The 23612-nt window shown below is 65.1% G+C and carries 41 protein-coding genes; 31 read left to right on the top strand and 10 right to left on the bottom strand.

The window, feature by feature from the left end; translation table 11 throughout:
- Nucleotides 1–50: 50 nt before the first annotated feature.
- The 9 genes from IVA87_RS34565 to IVA87_RS34525 all read right to left on the bottom strand — a co-directional run bounded on the left by IVA87_RS34565 (nt 51) and on the right by IVA87_RS34525 (nt 4006).
- Nucleotides 51–383 (bottom strand): hypothetical protein, encoded by a 333-nt coding sequence (locus tag IVA87_RS34565; RefSeq protein ID WP_247337556.1) that lies wholly within the window; start codon nt 381–383, stop codon nt 51–53.
- 15 nt (nt 384–398) lie between these two features.
- Nucleotides 399–638, bottom strand: coding sequence for a hypothetical protein (locus IVA87_RS34560; protein ID WP_247337554.1), 240 nt, complete (start codon nt 636–638; stop codon nt 399–401).
- A gap of 15 nt (nt 639–653) precedes the next feature.
- On the bottom strand, nt 654–905 hold the full coding sequence (locus IVA87_RS34555; RefSeq protein ID WP_247337552.1) for a hypothetical protein: 252 nt from the start codon (nt 903–905) through the stop codon (nt 654–656).
- A 16-nt stretch (nt 906–921) separates the two neighbouring features.
- The gene (locus IVA87_RS34550) at nt 922–1389 is read right to left on the bottom strand and encodes a hypothetical protein (protein ID WP_247337551.1); all 468 of its coding nucleotides are present in this window, start codon (nt 1387–1389) and stop codon (nt 922–924) included.
- Nucleotides 1386–1667, bottom strand: coding sequence for a hypothetical protein (locus tag IVA87_RS34545; RefSeq protein ID WP_247337549.1), 282 nt, complete (start codon nt 1665–1667; stop codon nt 1386–1388). Before IVA87_RS34545 ends, IVA87_RS34550 begins: the two co-directional genes overlap by 4 nt.
- Nucleotides 1664–2071: a hypothetical protein gene (locus IVA87_RS34540; protein WP_247337547.1), complete on the bottom strand. Its 408-nt coding sequence runs from the start codon at nt 2069–2071 to the stop codon at nt 1664–1666. Before IVA87_RS34540 ends, IVA87_RS34545 begins: the two co-directional genes overlap by 4 nt.
- A gap of 3 nt (nt 2072–2074) precedes the next feature.
- Nucleotides 2075–3229: a site-specific integrase gene (locus IVA87_RS34535; protein ID WP_247337545.1), complete on the bottom strand. Its 1155-nt coding sequence runs from the start codon at nt 3227–3229 to the stop codon at nt 2075–2077.
- Nucleotides 3230–3476: 247 nt separating this feature from the next.
- The gene (locus IVA87_RS34530) at nt 3477–3674 is read right to left on the bottom strand and encodes a hypothetical protein (RefSeq protein ID WP_247337544.1); all 198 of its coding nucleotides are present in this window, start codon (nt 3672–3674) and stop codon (nt 3477–3479) included.
- Between the two features lie 2 nt (nt 3675–3676).
- Complete coding sequence (locus IVA87_RS34525; RefSeq protein WP_247337543.1) at nt 3677–4006, bottom strand: hypothetical protein; 330 nt, start codon at nt 4004–4006, stop codon at nt 3677–3679.
- An 83-nt stretch (nt 4007–4089) separates the two neighbouring features.
- On the opposite strand from IVA87_RS34525, the gene IVA87_RS34520 reads away from it, so the two are divergent.
- Nucleotides 4090–4704 (top strand): DUF4118 domain-containing protein, encoded by a 615-nt coding sequence (locus IVA87_RS34520; protein ID WP_247337541.1) that lies wholly within the window; start codon nt 4090–4092, stop codon nt 4702–4704.
- Here the strand turns inward: IVA87_RS34520 and IVA87_RS34515 are convergent.
- Nucleotides 4701–4985, bottom strand: a complete 285-nt coding sequence (locus IVA87_RS34515; RefSeq protein ID WP_247337540.1) for a helix-turn-helix transcriptional regulator — start codon at nt 4983–4985, stop codon at nt 4701–4703. The two genes, IVA87_RS34520 and IVA87_RS34515, sit on opposite strands and share 4 nt — an antisense overlap.
- A 125-nt stretch (nt 4986–5110) precedes the next feature.
- On the opposite strand from IVA87_RS34515, the gene IVA87_RS34510 reads away from it, so the two are divergent.
- The 30 genes from IVA87_RS34510 (at nt 5111) to IVA87_RS34365 (ending at nt 23608) form a co-directional block, all read left to right on the top strand.
- Nucleotides 5111–5320 (top strand): hypothetical protein, encoded by a 210-nt coding sequence (locus IVA87_RS34510; RefSeq protein WP_247337539.1) that lies wholly within the window; start codon nt 5111–5113, stop codon nt 5318–5320.
- Between the two features lie 16 nt (nt 5321–5336).
- On the top strand, nt 5337–5741 hold the full coding sequence (locus tag IVA87_RS34505) for a hypothetical protein (RefSeq protein ID WP_247337537.1): 405 nt from the start codon (nt 5337–5339) through the stop codon (nt 5739–5741).
- Nucleotides 5741–5896 carry a hypothetical protein gene (locus IVA87_RS34500; protein ID WP_247337535.1) on the top strand — a complete coding sequence of 52 codons (156 nt, stop codon included), beginning with the start codon at nt 5741–5743 and terminating at the stop codon, nt 5894–5896. Before IVA87_RS34505 ends, IVA87_RS34500 begins: the two co-directional genes overlap by 1 nt.
- 2 nt (nt 5897–5898) lie before the next feature.
- The gene (locus tag IVA87_RS34495; protein WP_247337533.1) at nt 5899–6105 is read left to right on the top strand and encodes a hypothetical protein; all 207 of its coding nucleotides are present in this window, start codon (nt 5899–5901) and stop codon (nt 6103–6105) included.
- Complete coding sequence (locus IVA87_RS34490) at nt 6102–6656, top strand: DUF2312 domain-containing protein (RefSeq protein WP_247337531.1); 555 nt, start codon at nt 6102–6104, stop codon at nt 6654–6656. The genes IVA87_RS34495 and IVA87_RS34490 overlap by 4 nt, the downstream gene beginning before the upstream one ends.
- Entirely contained in the window at nt 6653–7144 is a 492-nt protein-coding gene (locus IVA87_RS34485; RefSeq protein ID WP_247337530.1) for an HNH endonuclease, read from the top strand. The genes IVA87_RS34490 and IVA87_RS34485 overlap by 4 nt, the downstream gene beginning before the upstream one ends.
- Nucleotides 7137–9323: an S-adenosylmethionine-binding domain-containing protein gene (locus IVA87_RS34480; RefSeq protein ID WP_247337528.1), complete on the top strand. Its 2187-nt coding sequence runs from the start codon at nt 7137–7139 to the stop codon at nt 9321–9323. Before IVA87_RS34485 ends, IVA87_RS34480 begins: the two co-directional genes overlap by 8 nt.
- Entirely contained in the window at nt 9320–9832 is a 513-nt protein-coding gene (locus IVA87_RS34475; RefSeq protein WP_247337526.1) for a hypothetical protein, read from the top strand. The genes IVA87_RS34480 and IVA87_RS34475 overlap by 4 nt, the downstream gene beginning before the upstream one ends.
- Nucleotides 9829–10062, top strand: a complete 234-nt coding sequence (locus IVA87_RS34470; protein ID WP_247337524.1) for a cytochrome C — start codon at nt 9829–9831, stop codon at nt 10060–10062. The genes IVA87_RS34475 and IVA87_RS34470 overlap by 4 nt, the downstream gene beginning before the upstream one ends.
- Nucleotides 10052–10321 (top strand): ABC transporter substrate-binding protein, encoded by a 270-nt coding sequence (locus IVA87_RS34465; protein WP_247337522.1) that lies wholly within the window; start codon nt 10052–10054, stop codon nt 10319–10321. Before IVA87_RS34470 ends, IVA87_RS34465 begins: the two co-directional genes overlap by 11 nt.
- A 62-nt stretch (nt 10322–10383) precedes the next feature.
- Nucleotides 10384–11616, top strand: a complete 1233-nt coding sequence (locus IVA87_RS34460) for a helix-turn-helix domain-containing protein (RefSeq protein ID WP_256466531.1) — start codon at nt 10384–10386, stop codon at nt 11614–11616.
- Complete coding sequence (locus tag IVA87_RS34455) at nt 11613–12296, top strand: transcription termination/antitermination NusG family protein (RefSeq protein ID WP_247337519.1); 684 nt, start codon at nt 11613–11615, stop codon at nt 12294–12296. The genes IVA87_RS34460 and IVA87_RS34455 overlap by 4 nt, the downstream gene beginning before the upstream one ends.
- Nucleotides 12297–12465: 169 nt before the next feature.
- On the top strand, nt 12466–12777 hold the full coding sequence (locus IVA87_RS34450) for an HNH endonuclease (RefSeq protein WP_247337558.1): 312 nt from the start codon (nt 12466–12468) through the stop codon (nt 12775–12777).
- 11 nt (nt 12778–12788) lie between these two features.
- On the top strand, nt 12789–12959 hold the full coding sequence (locus IVA87_RS34445) for a hypothetical protein (protein ID WP_247337517.1): 171 nt from the start codon (nt 12789–12791) through the stop codon (nt 12957–12959).
- Between the two features lie 143 nt (nt 12960–13102).
- Nucleotides 13103–13525: a hypothetical protein gene (locus IVA87_RS34440; protein ID WP_247337515.1), complete on the top strand. Its 423-nt coding sequence runs from the start codon at nt 13103–13105 to the stop codon at nt 13523–13525.
- The gene (locus IVA87_RS34435; RefSeq protein WP_247337514.1) at nt 13522–15252 is read left to right on the top strand and encodes a terminase large subunit; all 1731 of its coding nucleotides are present in this window, start codon (nt 13522–13524) and stop codon (nt 15250–15252) included. Before IVA87_RS34440 ends, IVA87_RS34435 begins: the two co-directional genes overlap by 4 nt.
- Nucleotides 15253–15255: 3 nt before the next feature.
- Nucleotides 15256–16569: a phage portal protein gene (locus IVA87_RS34430; protein WP_247337512.1), complete on the top strand. Its 1314-nt coding sequence runs from the start codon at nt 15256–15258 to the stop codon at nt 16567–16569.
- Nucleotides 16566–17405 carry a head maturation protease, ClpP-related gene (locus IVA87_RS34425; RefSeq protein ID WP_247337510.1) on the top strand — a complete coding sequence of 280 codons (840 nt, stop codon included), beginning with the start codon at nt 16566–16568 and terminating at the stop codon, nt 17403–17405. The genes IVA87_RS34430 and IVA87_RS34425 overlap by 4 nt, the downstream gene beginning before the upstream one ends.
- A gap of 45 nt (nt 17406–17450) precedes the next feature.
- Nucleotides 17451–18773, top strand: coding sequence for a phage major capsid protein (locus IVA87_RS34420; protein ID WP_247337508.1), 1323 nt, complete (start codon nt 17451–17453; stop codon nt 18771–18773).
- A gap of 68 nt (nt 18774–18841) precedes the next feature.
- A complete protein-coding gene (locus tag IVA87_RS34415; protein ID WP_247337506.1) occupies nt 18842–19228 on the top strand; it encodes a hypothetical protein in 387 nt (128 codons plus the stop codon).
- Entirely contained in the window at nt 19225–19626 is a 402-nt protein-coding gene (locus IVA87_RS34410) for a hypothetical protein (RefSeq protein ID WP_247337504.1), read from the top strand. The genes IVA87_RS34415 and IVA87_RS34410 overlap by 4 nt, the downstream gene beginning before the upstream one ends.
- On the top strand, nt 19620–20231 hold the full coding sequence (locus tag IVA87_RS34405; RefSeq protein WP_247337502.1) for a head-tail connector protein: 612 nt from the start codon (nt 19620–19622) through the stop codon (nt 20229–20231). Before IVA87_RS34410 ends, IVA87_RS34405 begins: the two co-directional genes overlap by 7 nt.
- Entirely contained in the window at nt 20231–20566 is a 336-nt protein-coding gene (locus tag IVA87_RS34400; protein ID WP_247337500.1) for a hypothetical protein, read from the top strand. Before IVA87_RS34405 ends, IVA87_RS34400 begins: the two co-directional genes overlap by 1 nt.
- A gap of 2 nt (nt 20567–20568) precedes the next feature.
- Nucleotides 20569–20964, top strand: coding sequence for a hypothetical protein (locus IVA87_RS34395; RefSeq protein WP_247337498.1), 396 nt, complete (start codon nt 20569–20571; stop codon nt 20962–20964).
- A 3-nt stretch (nt 20965–20967) separates the two neighbouring features.
- Complete coding sequence (locus IVA87_RS34390) at nt 20968–21180, top strand: hypothetical protein (protein ID WP_247337496.1); 213 nt, start codon at nt 20968–20970, stop codon at nt 21178–21180.
- The gene (locus IVA87_RS34385; protein WP_247337495.1) at nt 21177–22091 is read left to right on the top strand and encodes a hypothetical protein; all 915 of its coding nucleotides are present in this window, start codon (nt 21177–21179) and stop codon (nt 22089–22091) included. The genes IVA87_RS34390 and IVA87_RS34385 overlap by 4 nt, the downstream gene beginning before the upstream one ends.
- A complete protein-coding gene (locus IVA87_RS34380; RefSeq protein WP_247337493.1) occupies nt 22028–22696 on the top strand; it encodes a methyltransferase domain-containing protein in 669 nt (222 codons plus the stop codon). Before IVA87_RS34385 ends, IVA87_RS34380 begins: the two co-directional genes overlap by 64 nt.
- Nucleotides 22693–23043 (top strand): head-tail adaptor protein, encoded by a 351-nt coding sequence (locus tag IVA87_RS34375; protein WP_247337491.1) that lies wholly within the window; start codon nt 22693–22695, stop codon nt 23041–23043. Before IVA87_RS34380 ends, IVA87_RS34375 begins: the two co-directional genes overlap by 4 nt.
- Nucleotides 23040–23204, top strand: coding sequence for a hypothetical protein (locus IVA87_RS34370; protein ID WP_247337489.1), 165 nt, complete (start codon nt 23040–23042; stop codon nt 23202–23204). The genes IVA87_RS34375 and IVA87_RS34370 overlap by 4 nt, the downstream gene beginning before the upstream one ends.
- Nucleotides 23201–23608 carry a DUF3168 domain-containing protein gene (locus IVA87_RS34365; RefSeq protein WP_247337487.1) on the top strand — a complete coding sequence of 136 codons (408 nt, stop codon included), beginning with the start codon at nt 23201–23203 and terminating at the stop codon, nt 23606–23608. Before IVA87_RS34370 ends, IVA87_RS34365 begins: the two co-directional genes overlap by 4 nt.
- The last annotated feature ends 4 nt before the right edge of the window (nt 23609–23612 follow it).

Raw genomic sequence — 23612 nt, 5'->3', positions numbered from 1 at the left:
TTGGCGATCCCGGCAGGACTCGAACCTGCAACCCGCGGAGTAGAAAGCTTTTAGCCAGGGCCGGAATTCTTGCGGCCGTCCAAATACTTGCCAATCGGCACGCGCAGAGTTCGGGAATTTTTTCGGGACTCGCCGACCAGGCGCACGGTCTCGGAGCCGTCCGGTAGCTGCACGGTCTGCGCCAGGCGGCCGTCAAGCGTCTCGCTTTGCTCGAGCACGATCTCGCCGTCGATCACGCAAGGCTGCGGCCGCAGCTCGAGGGCATAGCCGGCGAGCTCGAGCGCCCAGAGGATCTCGTCGGCGACGAGCTCGGCGCCGCCGGGATGCTCGCCGAGCGCGCCTGGCGCCAGCACGTCGACGATCGCTTGGTGAGCGGTTTTCATCTGTGGGGGATCCTTTCAGTCAAACCATTCGGGCCGATACAGGCGGCAAAAGGCGAGATCCTCGGCCGAGGCCGGCCGCAGATCATAAAACATCATGTCGCAGGCGCTGTGGATGCCGCCGAGCACGTGCACGCCATAGAGGCGATCGCAATTGTGCGTGCCGGTGTAGCGGAATAGGGCGCTGACGCCGTCGCCATAGCGCACGATGTCGCCGGCCTTGAACCGTTCCTGCGGCGGCTTGGTCTGTATCGTCATCGATCGGGGATCCTTTCAGCGCGACGGTTTGCCGAGAACGTGCAAGGCGCTGGCGATATGCTCGCTGGCCTGCTCGATCGCCAGCGCCAGGTCGTCGCCTTCCTGGTGTCGGCGAAAATAGTCCTGCAGCGGCAGGCGCGCGAAAACCTGCAGCGCCTTGCGCGCCTCGGTCACGAGGAAATCGAGCTGCTCTTGCGCGCTCGGCCGTACGCCGCTGCCGGTCGTCGGGATCTTCGGCGCTTCATCGCCTTCGCGGATCTGTGGCATGGTCGGGGATCCTTTCTTAAAGCAGCGATCGCTGCGCCGCCGGCGTCGGTTGCATCCATCGCGCCGGCGGCGGCACGATCGAAGGGTCGGCCTCGCGCCAGGCGAAATAACCGAGCGCGCCGACCGCTGGAATGAACGCGCACGGCGCCGGGTTGCGCAGCACCAGGCCGCGCGGTCCGAAAAACCAGGGGCTGTCGCTCTCGCGCACGATGGCGACGACGTCGACGCTGCCAATGATGCCGCCGCGCGCGAGCTCTGCCGCCGGCGGGCATCTGATGCCGATATCCTCGAGCATGAACCGGGCGGCGTCGTCGTATTCGCTCTGCGTCATGCCTTTGGCGGCGTGGATCGCGATGCGCTGGCAGCGCATGCCGTGCTGGATCGCGGCCTGGCTGCGGTTCTCGATATCCTTGCTGGCGAAAATGATCGCCCATGCCCACGGCTGGCGGACCGATAGCGCTGCTGCTGGCAGGTTGTGCGTCATTCTCCGTCCTCTCTCAGGTTCATGGCCTTGTAAGCTTTTGCGAGCGCCTCCGGCGTCTGGCGCGCCTTGAACGCGAGCCAGGCCGTTTTGAAGTCGGCCTTTGCCGCCTCGAGATCCGGCGACGTGCCGATCGGCGGGCCGGGAATATGCACGACGACGTTCCAGATCCAGACGCCGGGCGTGCGCTCGCTCGCGTAGCGGATCCGGCCGATGCGCTGCTTGCCCTCGAGGACGGAATAATCGCGCCGGCCGATCGAGCGCAGTTTCAGGTCGGTCATTTCAGCGAGCGCAGGGCGCGCACGATCATCGATCGCTCGTCATTTGTCAGGCAAGGCGGTAGAGCAGAATATTTCCCGCCGGAATAATCCCGCACGATAACGTCGGTTGCATCATCAATCCTGGCGGCTAGAGCATCTTGGGCGGGTGCTGCAGCCGGCTCTGGCGCGGGGCCGACGCCGACCATCATGGGCGGCGGCTTCGTGCCGAGGATCCGCACGTGAACGCTGGCGCCGGCATTGAGCGCGGCGAGCTCCTCCGGCGTCGGCTGCCAGGCCGTCACCATCGCCGGTGTGCCTTCGCCGTTGACCGCGTCGTTGATCACTTCGTCGCGCAGCGGCAGGCCGCGATAGCCTTGCGCCTTGCCGCAGATCCGCGTCGCGCCTTCAATGTGTGCAATGATCATCGCCTATTCGCCTTTCTTCTCGATCGCCTTGGGTTCGGGCTGCTCGACCTGGCGCGGCGCGGTCGCTTCCATCGCCGCACGCATGTCCTCGACCGTCGCGTCGGTGTAAAATTTTGCCGTGATCGCGATATCGGTATGGCCGAGGATTTTTTGCACCACGCGCAGGTTGCCGGTTTTGCGCAGCGTGCGCATTCCGGTGGTGTGGCGCAGGTCGTGAATGCGCGCGTCGACGCCGGCCTTTTTCCATTTCCGCTTGTTCGATCCTAAGCCTTGATAGGTGATCGGATAGCGCTCGCCTTTGACCAGGTCGCCGAGCTGGCGGCCTTGCCGGCTGCGGCCTTTCCAGGTCCGCTTGGCCTTGTAGGTGAAGACGAATTGCGGGTGATGGCCGCGGCGCTTCCATAGGATCGCATAGGCCTCGGCCGACAGCGGCAGCACGCGCGGCACGCCGCCCTTGGTGATGACGCGGATCACGCCGAGCTCGAAATCGACCTGCGACCAGGTCAGCAGGAGGTTTGCGCGGCGCAGGCCGGTGATGATCGCAAATCGGCGCAGCTCGGCGAAGTCGAGATCTTCCACCTGGTCGAGCGCGGTTTCCTCGCTCGCCGAGATCTCGCGCACGGGCCGCTTGATTTCCTTGAGCCTGTGCTTTTTCCAGACCGGCTCGCGGATCAGCGCCGCGTTCCAGTTGTCGCGCGCGCGCCGCACGACGCGTCGCAGCAGGTCGATGGTGCGATTGACCGTGGTCGGCGTGACTGGCCGATACAGCTGGCGGCCCTTGTCGTCGACGGAATCCCGGCGAACGTCTTTGCTGCGCTCGGCGACCATGCGCGAGACGACGTCGTCATTGATGTCGTGCAGATACGTCCTGGCGCCGATGATCTCGACCAAGCGGTCGAGCGCGGATTTGATCTTGCTGTCGGCCAGGGTCGAGCCGTGCGTGCTCCACCAGCGATCGCAGGCGGCCTTGAGCGTTAGCGGCTCGGCGCCGGCGGCGCGGATCCGGTCGACGTCGGCTTGTGCGGCTTCTTTGCGCGCTTGCTCGAATTTGGCGGCTGCATCCGCATCCCGTAGTTTGGTCGAGCCATGAAATCGATAACCGTCGATCTTGAAGTCGTAATGCCAGAACGGGGAGCGCTTGATACGAAAGAGGGACATGGTTCGGGCTCGCTAAGGCGCTGCAGAAACCGGGTGACGTCGGCAATGGTGAAAACCCGGTGCCGCCTGGCGCGGCCGAGGCCTTTGAGCCGGCCGACCAGGTTGCCGGCCGCAACATGCCGCGCGATCGTCTCGCGGTGCAAGGGGATGAGGGCGGCGAGCTCGGGCACGCCGATGGTGGCGCGGCCGGCAAAGGCGGCCTCGAGCGCCTGGCGCAGCTCGAGCGGATCGGCGGGCAGGGGCCGGGTCATGGTCGCTGCTCGCGTTCGGCTAGGTGCACCTGGTTGCCGGCGATCTGGGCACGGCCGGCCGCGACCAGGCGGTCGACGACGTGGTCGGGAATGCGCCGCAGGCCAAAGCGCCAGCCGCGCGGGCGGCGATCGAGCGGGCCGAGCTTAAGCAGCGCGATGACGTGGAAATCGTAGGTCTTGAGACGGCTGCGCATGCTCAGAGCGCCTCGGCAGCGTTGTCGAGAATGTTCATGGCGGCGCTGACGGCCGCGAGCGTCGCGTCGAGCGAGGCATCGTCGGCAACCGGCGCCAGCGGGGCGTCGACCAGAACGTGAAACCGGCCAGCAAATACGCGCGCCTCGTGCAGCGCCTCGGCGTGGCCAACGTGCGGTTGCCAGGCGGCATAGATCCGCGCTGCGGCATCGTTAACCATGCGCGAGCAAGGCGCAGCTTGCGGCTGAAAGCCTTCCGATTTGCGACTTGTCAAAGCTGGGGATGAGGCGGATGCTGTTAAACTTAACAATTGATCAGGGCGGTCGAGGGTCATGCGGCGAGTCTCCCGGTGTGACTCAAAAGATATACACGCATCATGTACAAAACCTAAAGAAAATACATGCTGCATGTACAAAAATGGAGCGGGTAAAAGTGGAAATGCTGCGGGAACCGGAACAAACCGACGAATTGAGGCGGCTGGCGGTACAGCTCGCGCTGCAGCTGCCGGCCTCGGTGGCGGATGCGCGCCGTGTGCTCGAGCTGACGTCGGAGTGCCTCGACGAGTTCCTGATCGAGCGGCATTCGGCGCGGGCACGGGCGCGCCGGCTGTGGCGGCGGCCGCAGCCTGTCGAGGCGGTTTCGGCGTCGGCGGCGCTGTCGCGGGTCGCGGTGTTGCTGTGCTGCGTGGGGATTTTGGCGCTCGCCGCCGGATCCGGCGCGGTTGCGCTGCGCCTGACCGGCTACGGCGCGATTGGAGCCAACCTGCTCGCGGTGACGGTGATCGGCCTGTTGTTCGGGCGGGGTGCGGCCGTCTGTAGCGCGCTTGGCGCCTTCGTGCTGACGAATTGGGCAGTGATCCCGCCGGCCTGGGATCTCGATCTACCGACAACCTATGAGTTTATCGGTCTCGCCATGTCAATCATTGCGGCAATCGCCGTACCGTGGATACAGGCGCAGCGCGAACCGCTGCGGGCGGCGTCCCTGCGGGCAGTGCAGCGGCCGCTGCGCCTGTTGCTGCGACGGGCGGCCTAGCGCCGCTTGCGCTGTAATTTGAGCTGCACCTCGGTCGGCAGGCCGGAGGTCATCAGGCCGCGGTAAATCCAGTCGGTTGTGATGCCGGTCGCCGCGCAAACCTTGAGCGCCTGGTCGATCGAGATCCGGTTGCGGCCCATTTCGTAGTTTGACCAGGCCTGCGGTTCGATCCCGACCAGGCGGCACCAATCGGCCTGAGTGAGGCCGAACGCCTCGCGCGTCCGTTTCAGCCGATCGGCCAGTTTTTCGGCCTCGGTGACCGGGATTTTGGCGTCTTTCATGCCCGGAACTATCGCAAAACCCTGCATAGTGCTCAATCAATGCGCTGATGACGGGTTGTTTTGTACATGCTGCGTGTATATTCGGCGGCATGGAAATGATTCGGAACGCCGCTGAGCCGCCACTTTTGGACACTGTCGACGCCGTGATCGAGGCGCTCGGCGGGCCGATGGCGGTCGTGCGGCTGACCGGGCGATCGCGCCAGAACGTCGCCAACTGGCGCACCGCCGGCAACTTCTCCTCGACGACCTTCCTCGTGATGACGACCGCGCTCGACGCGCTCGGCCTGCGCGCCGAGCCGCGGCTCTGGCGCATGGACGAGCCGGCCAACGGCTGATTGCAAAAGGTTCCACATGACGAAACCGACCTATCGCGGCGGGAACGGGAAGGCAAAATCGGACGCCGAGGAAATCCTCGGCAAATCCCGAAGGGATCATCGGTGGTTTGCGCCGGTCCTGGTCGAGCTGCGCAAGGTTTTTAAGCAAAAACTCGCGGCCGAGCTCGCACTTATCGCGAATCGCTCAACCAGGGTTTGCGAGGATTGGGTCGCGACGCCGCCGCGCGGCGCGCCGGACGGCGAGGCGCTCGCCGCGCTGCTCAATAGCCGGATCGGCGACGTCGTTTGGAAGGCCTTGACCCGGTCATGCGCCGAGCCGTGGCGCAAAAAGCTCAACCGCCAGATGGAAATTTCGCAGCTGCTCGACCAGCAGCGGGAAACCGCAGCGCGCCTGGCGGCGCTGCAGAACGGGGATCTGTGATGCTGGATCTCTTGCGCGAGCTCGACCTGCCCGACCTGGCGATGCTCGGATCCGCTCTGATCGGGACCGGCGTCGCTCTGATCGTCATCACCTGGCCGCTCGAGGGCGAGCGCGGCGAGGCCTGGCGCATCATTCGCGAAAGGTTCCGGCGATGATCATGGCGCAAGCTGTCCGGCTGCTCGAGGGCGGCGATCACATGATCGCGCGCGGCGTGGTCGCGATCGACACGGCCGAGGGCGCGCCGCGGGTGATCTTCTGGGAAGGCGAGGCCTTTGTGCTGCGCCGCCAGGCGATCGAGGGCGAGCTCTGCTATCGCAAAACCCGCGTGATGTACGCCGGCGCCAGTTTTGAGGCGGTGCGATGACGTCGCTAGCCAAGGCCGCCGCGGCCGATCTCAAAAGCTATATCGAGCGCGTCGAAAGAGTCGCGCAGGAACGGCGCGAGCTCGGCGACGAAATCCGCGCCATTCTCGCCGAGGCAAAGGCAAGCGGTTTCGATCCGAAGGCGATCCGCAAGATCGTGAAACGCCGCGACGAGGATCCATCCGTCGTGCAGCAAGAGGATGCGATCCTCGAGCAGTACATGCATGCGATCGGCATGATCCCAGAAAATCCGCTCGCTGCAGCGGTCGCGGCGCTCGCCGGCGACGGCCTGGCGCGCGACCAGGTGATCGAGGCGTTTCAAAAGCTGGTGCCGATGTTCGGTGAAATCATCGCCAACGTTGGCGGCGATCCGATGCGGATCTGGCGGGATGAGACCGGCAAGGCCTATGCCGAGGTTTACGTGCCGCCGAAACCGAAGCCTGAAAAAACGGGGCGCGGCCTGGTGCGGCCAAGCGCCGTTGTGCTCGAGCTGGTGCCTAAGTCCAAGCCGACTGCGTCCGATGACAATGACGACGAGGGCACGGACGAATGATGCAGGCGCCCGTCAACATCGCCGGCGCTCGCGCGGTCGATTTCGAGGCGGATCTCCTCGACCTGTCGCGCACGCCTTGGCGGCGGATCTGGCTGTCGTCGCACGCGCCGATCTGGACGCTGGTCGACGCCGATGATTTCGAGTGGCTGTCGCAATGGTCCTGGAACGTCTGGCACGACGGCCGCAAGCATTGGCAGCTCTATGCCAAGCGCAACACGGGCGAGCGGCGCGACACGGTGCGCATGCATCGCGAGCTGCAGATCCGCAACGATCCGCGCGATGCCGATTACATGGCGGCGCACCTGGTCGATCATATCAACGGTCAGACGCTCGACAATCGCCGCGCCAACCGGCGCTGGTCGACCAAACGCGACAACAACATTAACCGCCGCGTGCGCGGCGAGGCGCCGAGCCTCGAGGCGATCGTCGCCGAGCTCGTCGCGTCGCTTCCGGCGGCCGACCTGGTCGAGGAGATCCCTTTTGACTGAGCTGGTCCGATATGAGGCCGCGCGGCGCGCTCTGGCCGAGGCGGTCGCCGTCGACGAGGTGATGGCGATCCATAATCGGGCCGAGGCGATGCGGCACGCGGCCAAGATCGCCGGCGACAAGACGCTCGAGATCCAGGCGGCGCAGATCCGTTTTCGCGCGCAGCGACGGTTTGGCGAAATGATGGCCGAGCAGCACGCGGCCGGAAAAGTCGCGCGCGGCGGCCGGCCTCGATCGGAAAAAACCTCTGACGATTTGTCAGAGGTTTCCGCCGACGAGCTGCCGGAAATCACGCTGCGCGATCTCGGCGTCACGCATCGCTTTTCGTCGCAGGCGCAGAAGCTCGCCGAGCTGCCGGCAGAGGAATTCGAGGCGCTAACCGAGCAGCACGCCGAGCTGATGCGGTCCGGCAAGGGCCGTATCGCAATGGATCTGCTCAAGGTCGGCGCCGAGGAGAAGGGGCGGGCGCATCGCCGCAATGTGGCGGCCGTGCTGTCGGCGCAATCGGCCGAGCTGCCGGCCGGGCCGATGGTGCCTGCGGTCTATCTCGATCCGCCCTGGCGCCGTCAGGGCGGCATCGGCGATCGCGCCTATGAGAACCATTATCCGACCATGACCTGGCCGGAGATCCTGGCCTATCTGCGCCAGGCGCGCGATCGGCTGCTGCCGGATGCCTGGGCGTTCATGTGGATCCCGCGGCCGCATCTGCTCGCGCTGGTCGAGGTCGAGACCGAGGTGACGATCGCCGAGACCGGCGAGGTGACGCAGGCGCGCGTCGACATGCCGCTGGCCTGGGCCTGCGGCCAGGCGCTTGGGATGGATTCCTATTCGACCTGCTTTGTCTGGACGAAAACAGATGCTGATTTCCCGGATGATAGCGGATCCGGGCTGATCGCCTGGGATCAGGATGAATTGCTGCTGCTATTCAAGCGCGGCCAGGGCCTGCCGAAACCATCAGGCGCGGAAAAATTCGGATCCAACCATCGCGAGCGGCCGCGCGAACATTCGCGCAAGCCCGACTTTTACCGGCACATGATCGCGACAATGGTCGGCTGCGATGCCGAGGGGCGGCCGCTGCCCGTGCTCGAGCTGTTCGCGCGCGTCGACGCCGAGCATCCGCTGCCGGCTGGCTGGCTTGCCGCCGGCAACCAGGCCGGCGCTGCCGCCGTCGAGGTCGAGGCGCCGGCGCCGGATCCGCGCGAGCGCGAGCTCGCTGAGGAGGAGCGACTCCGCGAGGCCTTCGAGGCCGCCCATGCCGCGCGCGTGGCTGAACGGCTTTGGGATCATCCGGCGATCGCGGCCGCGCACGTCGTCAAGATGACGCGCGATTATCCTGGCGGTGTTTCTTTCAACGTCGCGACTTGCCAATGCGGCTGGTCGTTCCGCTGCGAGACCAGGCCGTTTGGCCTTGAGTGCGACGCGGCGGTCGACGCGCATTGGCGCGAAGTGATCGAGCAAAGTTTCGCCGCCGGAATGCCCTCCGACGCCGGCGAGACCGCGACGGCTGCGGCAGCAACTGAGAACGGGGCCAGCCCTGCTGCGGCCGTCGCGGATAAGTTCGCGGAAAGCGCGGGCGATCGCGCGCCATATGACGACGTTGACGCCTCGATCGTCGACCAGCTGTCGAGCTCCGATTTCCTGGCGCCTAGCGAGCTCGACGCGCTCGAGCTCGAGGAGATCGAGCAGCTGCGCATTCTTTCCGATTTCTGCCATCCGAAGCGCGCGGCTATGCAGGCCGTGCTCGGCGCGCACTGGCAGGCGCGTGAAATGGCCTATCAGTGCGGCGGCCAGTGGCAGCTGCGCGAGGCCGGCAAGGCGCGCCTGCGCGCGTTGATCGAGGCGGCCGCATTGCCGCCGGCGCCGGTCGCGCTGACCGAGCCATATCGTGCGCCGCAGCCGGATCTGTTCGCGCAGGTCGACGACCGACCGGCGCCTAGCGTGGTCGACGGCAAGCTGCAGACGCGCCTGCCGGTCGACGACGACGAGGCGGCCGAGCAGCTCGCGCTACTCGCGATCGCCGCCGGCGCAAGCGTCGATCCCGGCATGCTGCGGCACCTGGTCGGCAAGGGCCTGGCGCATTGTGGAATTTCGAAAGTGATCGTGACCGATGAGGGCTGCGCGTTCCTGGCGCAGCTGGTCGCTCCGGTATCCGTTCAACAGCAGCAAGGGGCAACGTCGTGAAGCAAAGCAAGGTCATGTCACTCGTCGAGAGTGTCATCAATATCGTCGTCGGGTTCGGCATCAGCCTTGCCGCGCAGATCTATTTCCTGCCGCTGCTCGGCGTGCAGATCTCGCTGCAGCAAAACATCACGTTCGCGCTGATCATGACTGTGGTCTCGATCGCGCGGTCGTTTGCGCTGCGCCGCGTATTCGAGGCGCTGCACATTCGCCGGCCGCTGTCGCCGTTCATGCAAGCGGTCATCGCCGAGCGGTTTCGGCAGATCGAGGGTGAAGGATGGTCGACTGAGCATGACGACGCGCACGCGCCAGGCGAGCTCGCGCGCGCCGGCGGGTGCTATGCCGATCGCGCCGGCTTGCCTGGTCGGTCGCTTAGCGACATTCCCTCGCGCTGGCCTTGGTCGCGGGATTGGTGGAAGCCGGCGGGATTTCGCCGCGACTTGGTGCGCGCCGGCGCGCTGATCATCGCCGAGGGCGAGAAGTTCGACCGCAATCGCAGGGCGCGCGCATGACGGGCACGCCGCGCCACAAGTGGAGCGAAAAGGTTCGGGCGCCAAACGGGGACTCGCGCAAGGTCTGCACGCGCGCCGGCTGCGAGATCGTTTGCGTGTCGCGGCATCGGATCGAGCCGAACGGACGGCAGGACCATTATAAGGAATGGTTTCGCGGCAGCGCCAGGATCCAGATCGGCGGCAATACGCCGGCCTGCGAGGCGGTCGAGGTGCTCGCCGATGCCGTGTGACCTGGTGCTCTCAACGCTCGCCGCTGGCGGGCCGCTTGGTGACAAGCTGGCCGACATCATTTCCGACCTGGTCAGCAAGGCCGCCGAGTGCGGCGAGCTCGAGATTGCGCAGCACATGGGCGACGACGGCCAGCTGGTGCACGTGAGGCGGTTTCCCTCGATCTGGATCGATCGGCTCGACAAGGCGGTCGAGACCGGATCGATCGAGAGGTTTTCGGCCGACCGGATCGTCATGATCCTGCTGACCGGGCTGCGATGATCTCCTTTGTGTTGTGTTGCTTACCGCGTCCAACTGAATCAAAACTTTAAGAGCATTCGACCATGACGACCGTGAAACGGCGCGCGCGACGCGTCGCCGCCGACGAGGCGCACGCCTGGGCGAGGAACCTGCGACTCAACAATCCGCACGCCAAGCTGACGCTTGCGATGCTGTCGCTCTATGTCGACGGCGACGGCTATTGCTTTGTGTCGATCCCGACGCTGGCTGACGACACTGAGCTGTCGGCGCAGACCGTGCGCAGCCGTCTGGTGTGGCTTGAGGAGATCGGGGCGATCACGCGCATTCCGCTCTGGAAAGACGAGTACGGCAAAATCAATCAAGACGGCAGGGGCAAGCGCATCAGCGACCGGATCCGTCTGATGATCGACGTCGAGCCTGACGTGATCGAGGCCGGCGCCAGGGGGGATTTTGAGGGTGTTTCACGTGAAGTTAGCCCTATGCCGCAGACAGGGCTAAATGAGCCTGTCGAAACGGTTAGCCCTACGCCAGCCCTACGCCAGCCCTATGACTCGGCAGAGGGGCTAATCTCTGAACCTGAACCTGAATCTTCCCCTAAATCCCCTTCCAGGGGACGAGAGGGCGACCGCGAGGCTCTCGAGGAAAGCGAACCGGAGGATTTCGAGCCGGCGTGGCAGGCCTGGCCAGGTCACCAGGCGATGCGGCGCGACCTGGCGCTCGCCGAGTTCCGCCAGCTCGAGCCGGACAAGCAGCGGCTTTGCAGGGCGGCCATCCTGCCGTTTGTCGAGCTGCAGAAGCGGCTGCGGCGCGACACGATGCCGAATTTCCATCTATGGATCCGGCAGAAACGTTTCGAGGAGTTTCCGAACGCGCGACTACCGGATCCGCCGCCGGCGCGTCGCTGGATCGAGGGCGACGAGCTCGCCGGCCTGCAGCTCGCTGCCCGCATGGCACAGCGGCCGCTGCGCCTGGTCGAGGATGCCGAGCGCGGTCGCGGCCTGTGGTCGACCAAGCCGCATCAGCCAGACCTGGCGGCGATGGGGCGCTTTGCCGGCGACGATCCTGCGACTTGGCTGCAGGTCGAGCTCGGCACGCCGCAGTTTGCTGCCTGGCGCGATCGCTTGGCGCTCTGGCTGGGCGTCGAGGTCGAGGCCGAGCGGGTCTGGGTCGAGGATCACAATCCGGCCGTGCACGACCTGCCGGCGCTGCATCCGAATTTCCGATTACGAAAATCAAAAATGGTGCTGCGGGTGCCGGCCGACTGGCCGCCGCATCGCGACGGCACCTGGGCGACCGAGGAGGGGGAATGCGCATGAATCAACCATTGCGGCCACGCGATCACGTGCGCGGCGAGATCGTCGGCTATGTCGATCTCGAGCAGCTGCACGGTCCGCGCGAGGTGCCGGCCGATCCGGAGCGCTGGTATATCCTGCGCGTGCATCCGCACCTGCAGCTCAACGTCATGCGCACGTTTCGACAAAGGAACATCTCGGCCTGGCTGCCGATGCAGACCGAAACGCGCAGCGTGTCGCGCTATAACCGCGGCTATGAGAAGATCCTGACGCAACAGGTCAGGTCGCCGTTGATCTGCGGCGCAATCCTGGTGCCTGATTTCGAGGTGAAGCTCGGTCGGTTCTACGCTGTCGACGGCGTGATCGACGTCATGCGCGTCGGGCCGTGTGTGCCCGTTCTCAAGGGGCAGGACGTCATTGACCTGCGCAATATCGAAGCGATCGGCAACACGCCGAAGTCGAAGCGCGAGCGCAAGTTTGCGCTCGGCGAGCTGGTGCGGGTGACGTCAGGGCCGTTTGCTTACTTCTGCGGCCAGGTTGAACGATTTGACTCAACAGGCCGACTCACTGTTGGAATAAACATATTCGGGCGCGTCACTCCGATCTCGATCGAGGAGAGTGATCTCGAGCTAGAGCAGCGGCCAAGGTCGCTGCATAGCGCAAGCGGAAGCGGACAGGGCTTTCGGCGCATCCCTTCTCGGTGATACCGAGTCAAGGGGACGCGCGAAGCGCAAGCCAACAAAGCCAGGCCTCGAGCCTGGCTTTTGTGCGTCTGGGGGTAGCGGTAGCGTTTCCTTGGCTCTGCCGCTGTTTGACGTTTCCTCCCTATGACTGGCCGGCCAGCGGCGACGCTGCGCCGGCCTTCCTTTTGTGATGGGACCGCAAACCAAGCAGCAGCGTGCCGAGCCGGCCTGGCGCCAGTGGTACAAGCTGGCGCGCTGGCGCAGGCTCAAGGATCAGATCCATCTGCGCGACGGCTATGTGTGCCAGCGAACAGGCGTGCTCTGTGACGGCGTCTATCCCGCCGACAACAGCCCGGTCGCCGACCACGTCAAGCCGCATCGCGGCGACGCTGCGCTGTTCTGGGATCCTGCCAACATTCACACGGTATCGAAGGCGTACCACGACGCCGAGAAACAGAAGCTCGAGCAGACGTCGCTGCACCAGCGCGGCGTCTGGGATTGAGAGGATCGATCATGACTGAGCAAGACATCAAGGCCGCATTGGTCAAGGCAATGGATCAGGATGTTCCGGATCCGGAGGCGCAGGCCGCCGTTGCCGGCGTCGTCGCGCGCGCCGCCTTCAACCTCGAGCGTATCGCGACCGCGCTCGAGGGGCTGATCCGTTCGGTCGATCGCAAGGGGTAGGGCGGGTCAAAAGTCGCCAGGCTTTCGCGCCTGAGACCGGCCCCTCTCGCATTCGCAGGTTTTTTTTCGTTATGGCGCAAGTTTTCGACCTGTTTGGTGATCCTGTGCCGTCCAACTGGGGCGGGCGCGGTCGGCCGGAACATGTGCCGACACAGCAAAACCGGAATCGAGTCAGCCTGTTAGTCGCGCTCGGCTGGTCGGCGCCGCGGATCGCGGCCGCGCTTTACGTCACGCCGCCGACGCTGCGGAAGCATTATTTTTCCGAGCTCAAGTTTGCGCAGGTCGCGCGCGATCGCCTGGTCGCGCAGCTCGGCCTCAAGCTGCTCGAGGGCGTCAACGCCGGCAACGTCTCGGCGATCCGGGAATTCCAGAAGTTCATCGAGCGCAATGACCTGATGCTCTACGGCCAGACCGCGCCGCAACCGCGCAAGCCTGACGCGGACAAACCGGCCAAGGCGCCGAAGGTCGGAAAGAAAGAGGCCGCCGTGATCGAGGCGCACACGCCGGACCAGGGCTCGACGCTCGGCGAGCTGATGGCGCGGCGGCAGCAGGGTCTCAACTCGTGATCCCTTGGGATACCTCATGCCCGGATTGGGAAACGCGGCTGCGCGAGGGCAAGTCGCTGTTGCCGGATCTGCCGCTGTTCGCTGACGAGGCCGACATGGGCCTGGCGTTCTTCGACGAAATCCGCCTGCCTGACGTCCAAGGCACGCCGCGGCTCGGCGATGCCGCCGGCCAGTGGTTCCGCGATCTGGTGCGCGCCGTGTTCGGATCCTGGGATCCGAACAACCGCGTCAGGATGATCCGGGACTTCTTCGCCCTGGTGCCGAAGGGATCTTCGAAAACGACCTATTCCGCGGCGCTAATGCTGGTCGCGCTGCTGATGAATCGCCGGCCGCGCGCGACCGCGCTGTTTATCGGCGAGACGCAGGCCGTCGCAAATCGCGCATTCGAGCAGGCGGTCGGCATGATCGAGGAGTCGCCGGATCTGCGCCGCCGCTTCAAGCCGCGCGAGTATGACAATACGATCGAGGATCTCGTCACGAAATCCGAGATCATGATCGCAAGTTTCGATCTCAAGATTTTGACCGGGGCAATGGCGCTGGTATTTGTTCTGCTCGACGAGCTGCATCTGCTCGGCAAGCGCGCCCATACGTCGCGCGTGCTGCGTCAGATCCGCGGCGGCCTCGACAAAACCGAGGAGGGCGTTCTCGTCATCACCACGACACAGAGCGACGAGGCGCCGGCCGGCGCGTTCAAGAGCGAGTTGAAGTTTGTCCGCAACGTGCGGGATGGACTCTATCGCGAAAAGATCATTCGCCCGACGCTGCCGCTGCTCTACGAGCTGCCGCGCGAGATCGCGACGCTCACGCGCGAGGAGCGTCGCGCCGGCGTCGAGCCGCGCTGGATGAATCCGGACGTGTGGCCGATGGTGATGCCGAACATCAACCGGCCGATCACGGTCGCCTCGATGCTCGCCGAGTTCTCGAGCGAGCGCGAAAAGGGCGCCGAGGCCGTGCAGGTTTGGGCGTCGCAGCACCTCAATATCGAGATCGGCACGGGCACGACCGACGACGGATGGAGCGGCGCCGATCTCTGGGATCAGCAGGTCATCGAGAAACTCGATCTCGAGACGCTGCTTAAGCGCAGCGAAGTCGTGACGATGGGCGCCGATGGCGGCGGCCGCGACGACTTGCTCGGCTTCTCGGTCATCGGACGCGAGAAAGAGACGCGCCATTGGCTGTCATGGTCGTATGGCTGGGCGGATCCGATAGTGCTCGATCGCCGCAAGGACATCGCCGGTCACCTCGAGGATTTCGCGACCGAGGGGTCGTTCAAGATCCTGCCGATCGGCGAGGCGCACGCCGATCTCGCAAGCTACGCGGCGCGCATCGTCAATAGCGGCCTGCTGCCGGCCGAGAACGCGGTCGGCGTCGATCCGAACCGGGCCGCCGCGCTGTTCGAAAGCCTGTTCGGCGCCGGCGTGACCGACGAGCAGATCCGACGGCTGCTGCAAGGTCCAGCGTTGGCGCCGGCGGTCTACGGAATCGACATGAAGCTGGCCGAGGGCACGTTCTGGCACGCTGACCAGGCGCTCATGAGCTGGTGTGTCGGCAATGCCAAGGTCGAGCAGCGCGGCAACGCTGACATGATCACGAAACAGGTTGCCGGCCGCGCGAAAATCGATCCGTTGATCGCGTTGCTTCAGGCTGGAATCCTGATGAGCTGGAATCCGCAATCCAGCCGCAAAAACCTCGACGCCTTCCTCGCAAATCCCGTCATGGTGGTCTGATCAATGGGCATTGTTTCCTGGACCGCTGGCAAGGCGGCGGCGAGCGTTTACCGCGTCTATTCATCGATCAGCGACGAGATTGCGAAAGAACGCCGCCTGCGACTCGAAGATGGTCGCGCCTGGTCATGGGTGTTCGGCAACCGCGGCGCCGCCGGAAAGACAGTCACGGTCGACACGGCCATGTCGCTCGCCGCGTTTTGGGCCTGCGTGCGCGTCACCGCGCAGGCGGTCTCGACCTTGCCGTTGCAATTCTTCGAAAAGACCAAAGACGGTCCAATCTCAGTGGATCATCCGCTCGCAGAGATCTTGGTCGGCAGTCCGAATAGCGACCAGACGTCGCTGGAATATTGGGAGTCGGTCGTCGCCTGGCTGCTGGTCAATGGCAATGCTTGTTCGGAAATTTCGTCGATCGGCCGCAAGGTCTCTGCGGTCCATATCCTGCCGAACGCCTATCCCTACCGCGATCCGCAAACCAACGCTCTCACTTACAAATATTCGGATCGCGGCAAGGATTACACGCTGCCGCGCGAGAAGGTTTTTCACGTCAAGGGGTTCGGTTGGGGCGGTGACAGCGGGCTATCGGCGATTCGGTTCGGCGTGCAGACGTTCTCGACCGCGCTCGCGGCGTTTGAGACGTCGGGTAAGCTGTTTTCCAACGGGATGCAGGCGGCCGGCCTGCTGACGTCCGAGCAGGTGCTCGAAAAGGACCAGCGCGCGCAGCTCAATGAGATCATGCAGACCTATGCCGGATCCGATCGGGCTGGCAAAATGATGATCCTTGAAGCTGGCCTCAAGTTCGAAAAGCTGCAGCTCAATCCCGTCGACGCCGAGCTGCTGCAGCAGCAGCGGTTTTCGATCGAGGAGATCTGCCGTTGGGTTGGCGTGCCGCCGATCATCATCGGTCACGCGCCCGAAGGTCAGACCATGTTCGGATCCGGCGTCGAGCAGACGTTCCTGGCCTGGCTCGCGCTCGGCATCAATCCGATCTGTGAGCGGATCGAGCGGCGCATCAGCAAGCAGCTGATCGCGCCAGGCGAGCAGCGCCGGATCTATGCCGAGTTCAACCGCGAGGCGTTCCTGCAGATGGATGCGGCGGCGAAAGCGTCGTTCCTGTCGACGATGGTGCAAAACGGCCTGATGGATCGCAGCGAGGGCCGTCGCAAGCTCAACCTGCCGGCGCGCGCCGGCGGCGACAAGCTGACGGCACAATCCAACCTGGTGCCGCTCGAGCAGCTCGGCCAGAACGCCGGCGGCGCCAACCAGGCGCGGGCTTCACTGCTCGCATGGCTCGGAATCAACAGCGAGGCGAAGCAATGAGCAACCGCGACCTGCCGAAAGCATCTTTCAACGTCCGCGGCGACCTGCGCACGGTGATCACGCCGAAGGCGCTCGAGCGCTGGCGGCCGGAAGTGAAGGCCGCCGACAGCGGCGAGGATCCGGCGACGATCTCGATCCTCGACGTGATCGGCCAGGATTGGATGGGCAACGGCGTCACGGCCTCGCGGATCTCGGCGATCCTGCGCAACATCGGCAAGCGTGACGTGGTCGTGAATATCAATTCGCCGGGCGGCGACTATTTCGAAGGCCTGGCGATCTACAATCTGTTGCGCGACCATCCCGCCAAGGTGACCGTCAAGATCCTCGGCGTCGCGGCCTCGGCGGCCTCGGTCATCGCAATGGCCGGCGACGAGGTGCAGATCGCGCGCGCCGGCTTCCTGATGATCCACAACACTTGGATCGTTGCGATGGGCGATCGCAATGCGCTGCGCGAGGCCGCTGACTGGCTCGAGCCGTTTGACCAGGTCGCGGTCGACATCTACGCCGCGCGCACGGGCCTCGAGCCGAAGGCGATCGCAAAGATGCTCGACCGCGAAACCTGGATCGGCGGGACCGAGGCGGTCGATAAGAATTTCGCCGATGGTTTCCTGCCGGCCGATGCCGTGACCGAGACCGCCAAGCAGGCGGCCGGCCAGGCGCTCAAGGCCGAATTCCGAATTGACGAGATCCTCGCCAGGGCAGGCGTGCCGCGTTCCGAGCGGCGCAACCTTGTCGCGGCGATGAAAGGCGGCACGCGCGACGCTGCTGCAACCGACACGCCGAGCGCTGTCGTCGACCAGGTCCACGACCTGCTGCAACGGATGAAGGCAATCTGAGGGGTTTTGCCTCCCTCTTTCTCAGCAAAACAGGGGTTAATCACCATGCTACGCCATAAGTTTGTTCCGGCCGGCCGTATCAACGCGGTGCTCGCGCGCTCGCGGCCGATCTCCGTGCTCGGCGCGGTCCGCAACGAAGCGCCGAATCCGGCCGAGGTCGAGAGGCTGCTCGCCGAGGTCAAATCGCAGCTCGAGCGGATCTCCGGCGACGTCAAGCGCACGGCCGAGGATGCGCTCAAGCAGAGCAAGGACAGCGGCACGCTGTCGGCCGAGGTCAAGGCGTCTGCCGACAAGCTGATCAGCCAGGTCGGCCAGCTCGGCGACGCGCAGACCAAGCTGACGCAGAAGCTCGAGGAGCTCGAGACGCGCAATCGCGATATCGAGCAGAAGATCGCCGACACGCTGCGCCAGGGCCAGCGCGAGCAGAGCAAGACGGCCGGCCAGGTCATCTCGGTTCACGACGATCTGAAACAGTACGTTGCGCGCGGCGCCAAGGGGACGCAGGTCATCCAGGTTAACCAGGCGATCACGTCGCTCTCGACGTCCGCTGGTGGCCTGATCGTGACCGACCGCGATCCGGAGATCGTCTCGCTCGCACGTCGGCGCCTGACCGTGCGCGCGCTGCTGACGCAGGGTCGCACCTCGAGCAATATGGTCGAGTATGCCAAGCAGACCACGCGTACCAACAATGCGGCGGTCGTGACGGAAGGCGGCACCAAACCGCAATCCGACCTGGTCTGGACGTCGACCGAGGTCGCGGTGCGCACCATCGCGCACTGGATCAACGTGTCGCGCCAGGCGCTCGAGGACGCGCAGCAGCTGCAGACCGAGATCGACAGCGAGCTGCGCTATGGTCTCGACCTGGCCGAGGAAGCCGAGCTGTTGTCCGGATCGGGCGCGGGGCAGCATCTTTCGGGCCTGATCACCAACTCGACCGCGTATGCCGCGCCGTTTGTCCTGACCGGCGCGACCATGATCGACCAGCTGCGGATGGCGATGCTGCAGGCCTCGCTCGCTGAGTTTCCGGCCGATGGCATGATCCTGCATCCATCCGATTGGACTCGGATCGAGCTCATGAAAGACGGCCAGGATCGCTATCTCTGGTCGAATCCGCGTTCGCTCGCCGGTCCGACGCTGTGGGGCCTGCCGATCGTCGACACGCAGGCGATGTCGGTCGACAAGTTCCTGGTCGGCGCGTTCAAGATGGCCGCAACCATCTATGACCGGATGGATGCGGAGGTCGCGGTCTCCTCGGAGAACCAGGATAACTTTATCAAAAACATGTACACGGTCCGCGCCGAAAAGCGGCTCGCGCTCGCGGTCAAGCGTCCGCTGGCGCTGACCTACGGCGATTTCGGCAACGTCTGAGCTCGATGATCTCGACAGCGCGGGCGGCATGCGTGCCGCTCGCGATCCTCTAGGCTTGGATGAGTGACATGCTGGTGAAGGCAACCCGCGAATTTCTCGACGACATGGGCAAGGTCCGCGTGGGCCAGGTACTCGATCTGACCGACTGGCATGCGCGGCAATTGATCCAGCGCGGCCTGGTCTCGGACGTGCAAGGGGACGCCGCGGTGCACGGTGCGCGCCGCCCTACTTCATCGCCGACCAGCTTCCAGACTGGCGCGGCGAATGTGCCGTCATCGTCGGATCTGGACCAAGCGCCGCCGGCGCCGGCGACGAGCTCGCCGGCCGAGCTCGAGGCGTCCGCGTCGTCGCCGTCAACAACAGCTGGCGGCTCTGTCCCGACGCAGACATCGCCTATGCCTGCGACGGCGCCTGGTGGAAGGCGCAACAGGGGCTCGCGGAATTCGCAGGATTGAGGCTGACGCACGATGCCGGCGCCTGCGCTACGTTCAAGGGCTTGCGCCAGGTCGGCATCGCTGCCGGTCGCGACGAGATCCTGATGGGCGAGCCGGGGATCCTCGGCGACGGCGGCAATTCGGGTTTTCAGGCGATCAACCTCGCCGTGCAGTGTGGCGCGCGGCAATTGATCCTGGTCGGTTTCGACATGCGGCTCGATCTCGGCATTCACTGGCACGGCAAGCACGGCCGCGGCCTCAACAATCCAAACGGCGCCAACATCGCAAGGTGGCGCTGCATCATTGACGGCCAGGCGCCGCGTCTCGCCGAGCTCGGTGTTTCCGTCGTCAATGCCAGCGCGGTGTCCGCGCTCAAGGCTTATCCGAAAATGTCTTTGACCGAGGCGCTGCAATGCTGAAATTGATCGACGTCGTCGCCGAGGCCGAGGATCGTCCTGTGAAGCTCGAGGAGCTGAAAAAGCACGTCAATGCCAACGACTTTACCGACGACGATCCGCAACTCGAGATCTTCCTCGACGCCGCGATCGATTTCGTCGCCGAGAGGACATCGCTGACGCTGCGGCGCTCGAGCTGGCGCGTCGATCGATGCGAGTGGTGGTCGGGGTGCCTTCAGATCCTGCTGACTCCGGTCCGCGACGTCACTGTCAAATATCTCGACGCTGACGGTGCCGTGCAGATTGTCGCCGCGAATCTGTATCGCTGGGAGCGGACAGATCTCGGCCAGGCCGAGATCCGCTTTCTCGACGGCTTCACCTCGCCGGCGCTCAAAGCCGACGCTTACAACGCGGTGCAGATCGAGATCGAGGCCGGTTTCGACCAAGATCCGAACATGACTGGCGCCGGTGACGATCCGGAGCTCGAATTCCCGCCGCGCGCGCGTCAGGCGGTGTTGATGATCGCGGCCAGCTGGTATCGCAACCGCGAGGCGTCGTCCGAGACCGAGCTCAAGGTCGTTCCGCTTGCGGCCGAGGCTCTGCTCGGCCAGCTGCGGGTCTATCGCTGATGAGCGCGGCGCCGGCCTCGAGCTCGCGGCGCGCCGCGGCGCGCGCGGACGGCCGCGGCGTGCGCTGGCCGAGCAAGCAGCCAGGCGAGCGGCTCGACTTCGCGATTGATTGGACGGAGCGGCTCGAGGGCGATGCGATCGCGGCCTCGCAATTCGCGGTGCCGCCAGGGATCCTTGGCGAGGCGTCGTCGCGCAGCGCGACGTCGACGACGATCTGGCTGTCGGCCGGCGTCGATCGGCGGTCCTATCTGATCGTCAACAGTATCACCACGGCGGCCGGCCGCGTCATGCGCCAGGCCGTGATGATCAAGGTCAGGGCGAAATCGCGGGCCTAACGATGGATCGCCTCGAGGCGCTGGTCGCGATCGCGCATCTGCGCCTGCGCCTGGTGATGATCGAGCGCAACCCGCGTCTATTGGAGGGTATCGACATGCAGATCAAACGGCCGATCGAGCTCGCCGGCCTGAAAGGCCGCCTGGCGCGCGCCAGGCAGACCGAAGCGGCGATCGCGCAGACCGGCGCGCGCTATGACGCTGCGCTCGATGCAATCGACGAGGCGCACGCCTCGGCCAAGGCGCATGTCGGCGAGCTCGAGCGCTACGGCAGCGAGTTGCGCGCCACGATCGAGGGCATGACCGGGGGCTCGAACGGCGGCCCAAACGATGGCGCGAGCGCCTCGATCGCATCGGGCGATGGCGGTCAGGTCATCACCTCTGAGCCGGAAGGGAGTTAGCTGATGATCGATATCGAGGACGTCAAGCGGATCAAGCTCGGCGCCGGCGATCTGCTCGCCGTGCAGGTCGACGGCATCTTTTCGACTGAGACGCTCGGCCGGGTCAAAGCAATGTTCGAGGCCTATCCCGAATTGCGCGGCCGCGTCATCGTGCTCGACCACTCGGTCAAGCTGTCGGTTGTGTCTGCCGAAATCGCGACGGGTGCGGCGGGATGAAACCGTCGCTGCTGATCCGCGGTCAGTGGGGGCTCGGCGATAACATTTTCGCCAGGCCGATCATTCGCGCCTGCGTCGCAAAATATGACGTCTGGCTCGAGACGCCGTGGCCGGAGCTATTCGAGGATCTGCCGCTGCGGTTCGTCGCCGCCAAGCGAAACTTGCGCACGCAAATGCGCAACGTGGCGCGGCAATCGCCGGCGCGGTGGTCGGCTCCGCCGCATGGGATCCGTGAGATCCGGCTCGGCTATGGTCACGCCGAGCTCGCGCGCGGTTCGATCGTTGCGGCGCTCGAGCGCCAGGTGGCGGCGGTCGGCGTGCGGCTTTCGGCGCCGGTCTGGGATCTGCCGGCGCTGCCGGCCTCGCCGATCGCGGCCGAGCGGCCGATCGCGCTGGTGCGGCCGGTGACGGTGCGCGGCGAATGGCGCAACGAAGCGCGCAACCCGCGGCCGGAATATGTCGCCGAGATCGCGCAGCAATTGATGCAGACGCATCACGTCGTCGTCGCGGCGGATCTTGCCGCGGGTCACGAATGGCTCGAGGGCGAGCTGCCGCCGCATCACCAGGCGCACCTTAAGGGCGAGTTCGCCGTGCGCGAGCTGCTCGGCCTGGTCGCCGCCGCTGACGTCGTTGTCGGCGGCGTCGGCTGGATCGTGCCGGCGTCGATCGCGCTGGGGAGCGCCGCGTTCGTCATCCTCGGCGGTCACGGCGGCCACAACGCGCCGAACGTCATCACGGATCCGCGCATGGATTTGTCGCGGATCGCTTTCGCAACACCTCGGGAGTTCTGCCAATGCACCAGCTTGCTGCATCGCTGCGACAAGACGATTCAGGATCTTCCCGCGCAATGGTCGGCGTTCTGCCGGCGGCGCGGCCTTCCTTTTTCGACGCTTGCGCCGAACGCCGCCTGACCTGGTGGCCGGAGATCGGCATCGGCTTCTATCCGGTCGAGGCCGGTTCGGAGCCGTATGACGCCGCCTATTTCGAGCGCTACCAGCGCCAGGCCGAAACCGAGATCGGCCGCGCGTTGATGCAGGCGCGGGTCGATTTCGTCAACCGCCATTTTGCCGGCGCCGTCGTCGACGTCGGCATCGGGTCGGGCGCCTTCATCGATCGCCGCAACGCCGCGAGCGATGGCCGGCCGAATACGTTTGGCTTTGACGTCAACCCGGTCGCGATCGGCTGGCTCAAGGCGCGTTCGCTCTGGATCGATCCCTATCGCGGCCAGGTGCCGGCGATCGCGCTCTGGGACGTGCTCGAGCACATTCCGGATTTCGCCGCGCTGCTCGATCGCGTGAGCTCCTGGGTTTTCGTGTCGGTGCCGATCTTCACCAACGCGCAGCACGTGCTGAGATCCAAGCATTATCGCAAGGATGAGCATGTCTGGTATTTCACCAGCGAGGGCTTGATCCGCACGTTTGAGGGCTGTGGGTTTGATCTGGCCGCGATGAACTCGGTCGAGACCGATCTCGGCCGCGAGGATATCGGCACGTTCGCCTTTAGGCGGCGCGCATGACCAGCGCGGGGGATCTGCGGCATCGGCTCGGCTTCTTTCGCCGGCCTGTCGTCAGCGACGGGTATGGCAACGAAGAGGGCGAGTTTTCGGATACGCCTGAATTCGAGTGCAGCGGCCAGGTGCAGATCCGGTTCGCCGGCGAGGCCGTGCTCGCCGCGCGGCTGCAGGGACAGAAGGTCGCGACGATCACGGTCAGGCGCAGTAACGCGACGCGCGCGGTGACGACGGATTGGCGGATCAAGGATATGCGGGACGGCACGATCTGGGAAATCAAGTCCGGTCCTGTCGATCCTGACGACTCTAGGCAATGGCTCGATTTCCTCTGTCAGTCGGGGGTTGCGGCGTGAAAACCGTTGCCGTGCATCGGGATTATTCGTTCCGTGCCGCTGCTCGCGTGTTTGTCCAGTATCGCGCCGGCGAAACCTATCGCCGCGTGCCGGAGGTGCAGGCGCGCGCGATTGTCGCCGCCGGCGCCGGCGAGATCGTCGAGGAGATCGAGCAGCAATGAGCGATCCCAGCCTGCCGCTGCAGAATGCGCTGATCGAGGCGCTGCGCGCTGACGGCGTGCTGCCGGCCTCGGTCGGCAAGCGCGTTTATGACCAGGTGCCGGGTGCGCCGACCTATCCGCTGGTGACGCTCGGCGACGGCCAGGTGTTGCCGGACAAGGCGGAATGCATCGATGGCGTCGAGATATTCCTGCAGGTCGACGTTTGGAGCCGCAAGGTCGGCTATTTCGAGACCAAGCAGATCGCGGCGGCCGTTATCGCCGCGCTCGACGACCAGGCGCTGACGGTCGACGGCTTCAACGTCACGGTGTTTGAGCTGTCCAGCGTCCAGTACATGCGCGATCCAGATGGGCAGACGCGGCACGCCGCGATCACGTTTCGCGCGCTGCTCGAGGCCTCAAACTAGTTTG

The sequence above is a fragment of the Bradyrhizobium sp. 147 genome, from assembly GCF_023073935.1.
In the GTDB taxonomy this organism is placed as follows: domain Bacteria; phylum Pseudomonadota; class Alphaproteobacteria; order Rhizobiales; family Xanthobacteraceae; genus Bradyrhizobium.
Note: the sequence above shows the minus strand (reverse complement) of the source record. Positions and strands in the feature narration are given on the sequence as shown.

Bases quoted from the DNA above. Each gene is read 5' to 3' on its own strand.
- IVA87_RS34555 (WP_247337552.1), bottom strand. From the start codon at position 905: ATGCCACAGATCCGCGAAGGCGATGAAGCGCCGAAGATCCCGACGACC.
- IVA87_RS34460 (WP_256466531.1), top strand. From the start codon at position 10,384: ATGACGACCGTGAAACGGCGCGCGCGACGCGTCGCCGCCGACGAGGCG.
- IVA87_RS34540 (WP_247337547.1), bottom strand. From the start codon at position 2,071: ATGATCATTGCACACATTGAAGGCGCGACGCGGATCTGCGGCAAGGCG.
- IVA87_RS34420 (WP_247337508.1), top strand. From the start codon at position 17,451: ATGCTACGCCATAAGTTTGTTCCGGCCGGCCGTATCAACGCGGTGCTC.
- IVA87_RS34375 (WP_247337491.1), top strand. From the start codon at position 22,693: ATGACCAGCGCGGGGGATCTGCGGCATCGGCTCGGCTTCTTTCGCCGG.
- IVA87_RS34515 (WP_247337540.1), bottom strand. From the start codon at position 4,985: ATGAAAGACGCCAAAATCCCGGTCACCGAGGCCGAAAAACTGGCCGAT.
- IVA87_RS34395 (WP_247337498.1), top strand. From the start codon at position 20,569: ATGGATCGCCTCGAGGCGCTGGTCGCGATCGCGCATCTGCGCCTGCGC.
- IVA87_RS34550 (WP_247337551.1), bottom strand. From the start codon at position 1,389: ATGACGCACAACCTGCCAGCAGCAGCGCTATCGGTCCGCCAGCCGTGG.
- IVA87_RS34430 (WP_247337512.1), top strand. From the start codon at position 15,256: ATGGGCATTGTTTCCTGGACCGCTGGCAAGGCGGCGGCGAGCGTTTAC.
- IVA87_RS34390 (WP_247337496.1), top strand. From the start codon at position 20,968: ATGATCGATATCGAGGACGTCAAGCGGATCAAGCTCGGCGCCGGCGAT.
- IVA87_RS34405 (WP_247337502.1), top strand. From the start codon at position 19,620: ATGCTGAAATTGATCGACGTCGTCGCCGAGGCCGAGGATCGTCCTGTG.
- IVA87_RS34465 (WP_247337522.1), top strand. From the start codon at position 10,052: ATGCCGTGTGACCTGGTGCTCTCAACGCTCGCCGCTGGCGGGCCGCTT.
- IVA87_RS34560 (WP_247337554.1), bottom strand. From the start codon at position 638: ATGACGATACAGACCAAGCCGCCGCAGGAACGGTTCAAGGCCGGCGAC.
- IVA87_RS34490 (WP_247337531.1), top strand. From the start codon at position 6,102: ATGACGTCGCTAGCCAAGGCCGCCGCGGCCGATCTCAAAAGCTATATC.
- IVA87_RS34495 (WP_247337533.1), top strand. From the start codon at position 5,899: ATGGCGCAAGCTGTCCGGCTGCTCGAGGGCGGCGATCACATGATCGCG.
- IVA87_RS34485 (WP_247337530.1), top strand. From the start codon at position 6,653: ATGATGCAGGCGCCCGTCAACATCGCCGGCGCTCGCGCGGTCGATTTC.
- IVA87_RS34415 (WP_247337506.1), top strand. From the start codon at position 18,842: ATGCTGGTGAAGGCAACCCGCGAATTTCTCGACGACATGGGCAAGGTC.
- IVA87_RS34535 (WP_247337545.1), bottom strand. From the start codon at position 3,229: ATGTCCCTCTTTCGTATCAAGCGCTCCCCGTTCTGGCATTACGACTTC.
- IVA87_RS34505 (WP_247337537.1), top strand. From the start codon at position 5,337: ATGACGAAACCGACCTATCGCGGCGGGAACGGGAAGGCAAAATCGGAC.
- IVA87_RS34545 (WP_247337549.1), bottom strand. From the start codon at position 1,667: ATGACCGACCTGAAACTGCGCTCGATCGGCCGGCGCGATTATTCCGTC.
- IVA87_RS34445 (WP_247337517.1), top strand. From the start codon at position 12,789: ATGACTGAGCAAGACATCAAGGCCGCATTGGTCAAGGCAATGGATCAG.
- IVA87_RS34380 (WP_247337493.1), top strand. From the start codon at position 22,028: ATGGTCGGCGTTCTGCCGGCGGCGCGGCCTTCCTTTTTCGACGCTTGC.
- IVA87_RS34500 (WP_247337535.1), top strand. From the start codon at position 5,741: ATGCTGGATCTCTTGCGCGAGCTCGACCTGCCCGACCTGGCGATGCTC.
- IVA87_RS34530 (WP_247337544.1), bottom strand. From the start codon at position 3,674: ATGCGCAGCCGTCTCAAGACCTACGATTTCCACGTCATCGCGCTGCTT.
- IVA87_RS34365 (WP_247337487.1), top strand. From the start codon at position 23,201: ATGAGCGATCCCAGCCTGCCGCTGCAGAATGCGCTGATCGAGGCGCTG.
- IVA87_RS34470 (WP_247337524.1), top strand. From the start codon at position 9,829: ATGACGGGCACGCCGCGCCACAAGTGGAGCGAAAAGGTTCGGGCGCCA.
- IVA87_RS34455 (WP_247337519.1), top strand. From the start codon at position 11,613: ATGAATCAACCATTGCGGCCACGCGATCACGTGCGCGGCGAGATCGTC.
- IVA87_RS34425 (WP_247337510.1), top strand. From the start codon at position 16,566: ATGAGCAACCGCGACCTGCCGAAAGCATCTTTCAACGTCCGCGGCGAC.
- IVA87_RS34450 (WP_247337558.1), top strand. From the start codon at position 12,466: ATGGGACCGCAAACCAAGCAGCAGCGTGCCGAGCCGGCCTGGCGCCAG.
- IVA87_RS34525 (WP_247337543.1), bottom strand. From the start codon at position 4,006: ATGACCCTCGACCGCCCTGATCAATTGTTAAGTTTAACAGCATCCGCC.
- IVA87_RS34520 (WP_247337541.1), top strand. From the start codon at position 4,090: ATGGAGCGGGTAAAAGTGGAAATGCTGCGGGAACCGGAACAAACCGAC.
- IVA87_RS34385 (WP_247337495.1), top strand. From the start codon at position 21,177: ATGAAACCGTCGCTGCTGATCCGCGGTCAGTGGGGGCTCGGCGATAAC.
- IVA87_RS34565 (WP_247337556.1), bottom strand. From the start codon at position 383: ATGAAAACCGCTCACCAAGCGATCGTCGACGTGCTGGCGCCAGGCGCG.
- IVA87_RS34400 (WP_247337500.1), top strand. From the start codon at position 20,231: ATGAGCGCGGCGCCGGCCTCGAGCTCGCGGCGCGCCGCGGCGCGCGCG.